General features: G+C 37.9%; 6 protein-coding genes. 5 read left to right on the top strand and 1 reads right to left on the bottom strand.

From position 1 onward, the window contains the following. The coding region (locus B4J23_RS07215; RefSeq protein ID WP_291359642.1) for a hypothetical protein at positions 1 to 249 on the top strand (249 nt) is incomplete at its 5' end. Between the two features lie 70 nt (positions 250 to 319). Here the strand turns inward: B4J23_RS07215 and B4J23_RS07210 are convergent. Continuing rightward, a complete protein-coding gene (locus tag B4J23_RS07210; RefSeq protein ID WP_291359639.1) occupies positions 320 to 1,252 on the bottom strand; it encodes a LysR family transcriptional regulator in 933 nt (310 codons plus the stop codon). A 306-nt stretch (positions 1,253 to 1,558) separates the two neighbouring features. Here B4J23_RS07210 and B4J23_RS07205 point away from each other — a divergent pair, with 306 nt between their 5' ends. The 4 genes from B4J23_RS07205 to B4J23_RS07190 are packed head-to-tail and all read left to right on the top strand — an operon-like array spanning position 1,559 to position 5,638. Then, positions 1,559 to 2,533 (top strand): isopenicillin N synthase family dioxygenase, encoded by a 975-nt coding sequence (locus tag B4J23_RS07205; protein WP_000125683.1) that lies wholly within the window; start codon positions 1,559 to 1,561, stop codon positions 2,531 to 2,533. Positions 2,534 to 2,549: 16 nt separating this feature from the next. Next, the gene (locus tag B4J23_RS07200; protein ID WP_000735995.1) at positions 2,550 to 3,503 is read left to right on the top strand and encodes an isopenicillin N synthase family dioxygenase; all 954 of its coding nucleotides are present in this window, start codon (positions 2,550 to 2,552) and stop codon (positions 3,501 to 3,503) included. A gap of 60 nt (positions 3,504 to 3,563) precedes the next feature. Beyond that, positions 3,564 to 4,313 (top strand): outer membrane protein OmpK, encoded by a 750-nt coding sequence (locus tag B4J23_RS07195; protein ID WP_262438191.1) that lies wholly within the window; start codon positions 3,564 to 3,566, stop codon positions 4,311 to 4,313. A 20-nt stretch (positions 4,314 to 4,333) separates the two neighbouring features. Further along, positions 4,334 to 5,638, top strand: coding sequence for a nucleobase:cation symporter-2 family protein (locus tag B4J23_RS07190; protein WP_000185581.1), 1,305 nt, complete (start codon positions 4,334 to 4,336; stop codon positions 5,636 to 5,638). Positions 5,639 to 5,738: the final 100 nt, after the last annotated feature.

Genomic DNA, 5,738 nt, shown 5'->3' with positions numbered 1-5,738 from the left:
ACATGGTATGGTGTCAAGGAAGGTGCCATCGATATAGCAGGTTTTGGTCCAATGGTCTCTAACAATGAAAAAATGAAGGTTTTGGCAGTCCGAGATAAAATTCGTAACGGTCAATATATTGTGTTTAGTGGACCACTTTACAAACAAGATGGAACATTACTTTTGGGAAAAGGTAAACATCTCTCAAATACGCAATTGATGAGTATGAATTATTTCGTTAAAGGCGTGGATGCTGCTTATCCAAAATAAACAAAGCTAAGCCTTTATTGAGGGATTTCGATAAGGGCTTAGCTTTTTAGTTGTACTTTTCAGGTTATGTTTATTGTCCAGCTTCGCCTCTTTGTAGGATTTCATCTGTAATAAGCCTGGAGAGAGCGTCTGTTGCTGTAGAAAGATAATGACCTTTACGTGCATACAGACCTAAATCACAGTAGATACCATTGTTATCATTAAGCGGAATATAGCGAAGGCGATTATTAATTATTTCATTTTCCAACCCAAAGAATGTCTGAAAACCAATTCCCTTATTCCTGAGTATTAACTGTTTCATTAATTCCAAAGAACTCGTTTGCATTTTAAAATTTGGAATAGCATGTTGTGCACCCGCAAATAATGGCGCTAACTGTTGATAAATAGACAAATTAGGTTTTGGCATGATCACGTCATAGTCGAGGCATTGATGGAATGACACCGTCTTTTGAGAAGCCAGCGGATGGTCAGTCGATACAATTGCACCTAATTTAAAATGGGATATTGCTATTTGATGCAAATCATTATGCTTTGGCAAGGCAAAAGCCAAGCCTAGATCCACCCGATTTTCAATGATTTCATTAGGGATATCTTTTGAGCCTAAAATTGTAACCCCTACAGTTACATTAGGATATTTGACCTGGAATTTTTCAATAATCTCTGGCAGTAAATTAATCGCTAGTGTTTCAACACTCGCAATTTCAACATGACCTTTATAAAGCCCTTTCAGTGCATCCAATTCATTCTGCAATCGCTTAGTATCTCTCAGTACTAAACTAATATGTCTTGAAAACAACTCACCTGCATGAGTAAGCACCATACCCGAAGGCACCCGATTGAATAATGGTGCTCCAATTTCATCTTCGAGTTTTAAAATTTGCCTATTTACAGCGGAAGACACGACATTTAATTGTCTGGCTGCTTCCCTGATTGAACCGCACCGGCGTACAGCATCAAAATAATGAATTGCTGCTGAGTGAAAGCGAAGACCACGTGTACTCATTTTAACATCACATCCTATTCCAACTTTAAAGTCCAAATTCATTTATAAATTTGAATGAGCTATTGAAATAGAAGCAAAAAACTTGCCATTAAGTAGCAGCCATTTTTTGGACCTAAAGCATTATTTTCAGTGCATCCCGTTGCTTTTTTAGCATCACCACTCATTTAAAAAAGTTTAAGCAATTGTTTTTATTTAATTAATTAAGAATAGCTCTCTTTTTGGCATCAGCTTGCTCGATATTCATTGCTATGCGGTCTCATGATTATTTTATAAAAAAAGAAAACATTATTTTTGAGAGATTGCTACATGACTGCGCTGGAAAACAATCAAAACATTACCTCTATACCCATCATCGATATTTCTGGACTTTTGGATAATGACATACAAACGCACCAAAACATTGCCTCACATATTCGGAAAGCATGCTTAGATAAAGGTTTTTTTTACATTACCGGACATGGAGTTTCTAAAGCATTACAAGATAAGGTTTTTGAATATTCCAAATTATTTTTTAGTCTTCCCCCAGAACAGAAAAAGCAGTGGTCCAAAGAGCTTTCTGAAGCAAATAGAGGCTATGAATCATTAAGAGCACAAACACTTGAACCTAATTCTCCGCCTGATATAAAGGAAGGCTTTTATATCGGGAAGGAACGCTCACCTTCAGATCCTTTTGTCATCCATAAAGCTTTTAACCAAGGCCCAAACCAATGGCCAGATATTGATGGATTTAAAGAGGTAATGGAGGAATATCAAGTTGAATTGATTAAAGTCTCTGAACGACTCATGCGTGCTATTGCATTATCTCTAAACTTGGAAGCTGACTATTTCACAGAGTTTTGTAAGGATGCAGATTTAGTCACTTTACGCTTATTACACTATCCCCCTCAACCAGCTAATGCTCAACCAAATGAAAAAGGTTGCGGGGCACATACTGATTTCGGCGGGCTTACTCTATTACTTCAAGACCATAATCGTGGTTTACAAGTATGGGATCAGTCAACAAACCAATGGATTTGGGCAGAGCCTATTGAAGATAGTTATGTCGTTAACCTAGGTGACCTAATCTCTATGTGGACGAACAATACATATAGATCCACCCTCCATCGCGTCATCAACATCTCAGGTGGGGAACGATATTCTGTTCCATTCTTCTACAGCGGTAATCACCAGTATCAGATTGAATGCATTCGAGAGTGTTTGGAGGAAAACTCAGAACCGCTATATCCACCAATCAGTGTTGAACAGCATTATCGTAACATGTTCAAAAAAACATATATCTAATAATAAGGAGTTTCCCATGAAAAAATTACCAGTTATCGACATTGCACCTCTTTATGACGTTAACCATCCTGATTATGCAGATATATGCAACCAAATTGACCAAGCATGTCGTGAATGGGGATTCTTCTATATCAGTGGTTATAAACCGAATCACCTTGCAGAAGTTCAAAGTTTAGCTAAAGAGTTTTTTAGTAAGCCTCTACAAGAGAAATTAGAAATAGATATTCAAAAGAATAAAATTGCACATAGAGGATATGGTGCATTAGGAGTAGAACAACTGAACCCTGACTTACCTGAAGACTTTAAAGAAATATATGACATGGGTGTCCATTTAGAAGCTAATCATCCCGAAGTCATTAATCAAGAACCTCTAAGGGGACCAAATGTTTATCCAAATATTGAAGGGTGGAAAGTAGCTACAGAAGAGTATTTTGATGAAATGGTGGATTTAGCAAAAATATTGCTTAATGCCATGTCTCATGCCATTGGTCTTCCGCAAAATTATTTTGATCATTGTCTGCAAGACAGCCTATGTTTTCTCCGGTTAATTCATTATCCGCCTACCTTAGACAATACAGACTCTCAAGGTTTTAATGCGGGAACACATACTGATTATGGGTGTGTAACTATTTTGGCTCAGGATGAAGTAGGTGGATTACAAGTTCAGGATGTAAATGGTAATTGGATCGATGCTCCTCCTATACCTAACACCTATGTAATCAACATCGGAGATATGATGGCACGATGGTCAAATGATCTCTATAAATCGACACCTCATCGCGTTTCGAGTCCTAAAGGAAAACAAAGATTCTCATTTCCATTTTTCATACAACCTAGTCCAAAAACTGTAATCCGTTGCCTACCTAACTGTTACAGCGAATCCAATCCACCTAAGTACTTACCAATTACTAGTATGGAATATTTGCAATCACGTTTTAGTGCAACCTACAAACATCGTGCTGAAGTTTGAATATCGGAAACAATTATATGAAAAAAAAATGCGCCCTATCTATTTTTAAGCACATGTTTAATAAGCACTTATTCTTTTGCTGAGGAATCATGGTTAAATTGGCAATCCAATAGTATTTCTGCACTTTACGGTAAAGGTTTTGAAGTTGAACCAGATACACATGAAACCATTACCTTCGAACATGCTAGTAATTGGAAATGGGGAGATCTTTATCTATTCGTCGACACTTATTGGTTTGATGGCGAAAAGACAGCTTCCCAAGGCCATAATGCGGTCTATACAGAAATAGCCCCACGCTTTTCAATAGGAAAACTAACCAATACGAATTTGAGCTTTGGGCCAGTGAAAGATGTCCTAATAGCTACGAGTTTTGACTTAAGTATTCAAGATCAGCCTGGCTATGACGATATGTGGACTTATTTAGTTGGTCCAGGTTTTGACCTAGATATCAAAGGCTTTGATTATTTCACCCTTAATTTTTACTATCGCATTCCAGACGATGGAAACACCCCAAGTGGACAATGGCAAATCACTCCTTCCTGGTCATATACCGTCCCATTTCTTAAATCATCAATCATTTTTGATGGATACATTGATTGGGTAGTCAATTCCAAAGGTAATAACTCTTCCGACTTTCACTTTAACCCACAAATCAAATATGACCTTAGCCCTCATCTAGGCTTAAGCCCAAAAAAATTAGCAGCAGGTATTGAATACGACTATTGGAAAAACAAATTCTTAATCGAAGACACTCCATATTTTAAAACTAATCAAAATGCTACTAGTTTCATCGTCAAATATACCTTTTAGGCTGAAGGAGAAAAACATATATGACTAACACAATCACAGCCAATAACTTAAAACCAAGCTCCATGATTTTTCTCAGTATCCAGCACGTCTTGGTAATGTATGCAGGTGCTGTTTCAATTCCCCTAATTGTTGGAGGAGCTTTAGGGTTAAGCACTGCAGAAATTGCTTTCTTAATTACTGCAGATCTATTTGTTTGTGGCATTGCCACCCTCATTCAAACTATTGGTTTTAAAAATGTAGGTATTCGCTTTCCCATTATGATGGGAGTTACCTTTACTGCAGTAGGCCCAATGATTGCAATTGGGACTAATCCAGATATGGGACTACTAAGTGTATTTGGGGCAATCATTATCGCAGGGATCTTTGGCTTCCTGATTTCACCATTTATTGGAAAGTTAATACGATTCTTCCCTCCTGTGGTGACAGGAACTCAAATTCTTGTGATTGGTCTATCTCTCATTGGTATTGCAGGCACATGGTCCGCTGGCGGATATGGGGTAAAAGACTTTGGAAATCCATTGTACTTATCTATCGCTGCCTGTGTTCTATTAAGCATTATTATCATCAGCCGTTATGTTAAAGGCTTTTTGGGCAACATTTCAGTTCTAATCGGGATGGGAATTGGTTATATCATCGCTGCATTTTCTGGCCTCATCTCTTTAGACAAGATAGATGAAAGCCCATGGTTAGGTTGGGTGATGCCATTTCACTTCGGTATTCCAGAGTTTAACTTTTGGGCTGTCTTGACTATGTGCGTAGTCATGCTGGTTATTTTCATTGAAACAGCTGGGATGTTCATGGCTGTAGGTGAAATTGTTGAAGAAGAGGTGGATCAGGAAAAATTGACTCGCGGTTTTAGAGCTGACAGCCTTGGCACAATGATTGGTGGGATTTTTAATATCTTCCCGTATACATCCTATGCTCAGAACATCGGTTTGCTAGCGATCACAGGTGTTAAGAATCGCAGTGTATGTGCTTTAGCTGGTGTGTTTTTAATCCTTTTAGGTCTATTTCCTAAAATAGCTTACTTTGTTGCGTCTATACCCTCATGTGTTCTAGGTGGAGCCGCATTGTTTATGTTTGGGATGGTGACATCTAATGGTATCAAAGTACTGCAGCGTGTCGACTTTCAAAATGTGAATAATCTCTACATCATTGCAGTCAGTGCCGGCATAGGTATGTTGCCTGTATTCTCACCTACTATTTTCTCACAACTACCATCTTATCTTTCACCTCTGTTAAACAGCCCAATTTTGCTAACGGCTTTTTGTGCTGTGATTTTGAATGCTGTTCTCAATCGAAAACAGCGGATATTGGATGAATAGTATCTTCAGAAATTGAAAGATGCATAAATATCAGATACACAGGGCTTTGTTGCACAAACCTAGCCTATAAGGTTTATTCAGTCCTATAATTTCAAAATGA

Origin of the sequence: Acinetobacter sp. UBA3025, assembly GCF_002367915.1 — a bacterium.
Classification (GTDB): domain Bacteria; phylum Pseudomonadota; class Gammaproteobacteria; order Pseudomonadales; family Moraxellaceae; genus Acinetobacter.
The sequence above is the reverse complement of the archived record's forward strand: the minus strand, read 5'-3'. Positions and strand labels throughout refer to the sequence as shown.

Bases quoted from the DNA above. Each gene is read 5' to 3' on its own strand.
- B4J23_RS07210 (WP_291359639.1), bottom strand. From the start codon at position 1,252: ATGAGTACACGTGGTCTTCGCTTTCACTCAGCAGCAATTCATTATTTT.
- B4J23_RS07205 (WP_000125683.1), top strand. From the start codon at position 1,559: ATGACTGCGCTGGAAAACAATCAAAACATTACCTCTATACCCATCATC.
- B4J23_RS07200 (WP_000735995.1), top strand. From the start codon at position 2,550: ATGAAAAAATTACCAGTTATCGACATTGCACCTCTTTATGACGTTAAC.
- B4J23_RS07190 (WP_000185581.1), top strand. From the start codon at position 4,334: ATGACTAACACAATCACAGCCAATAACTTAAAACCAAGCTCCATGATT.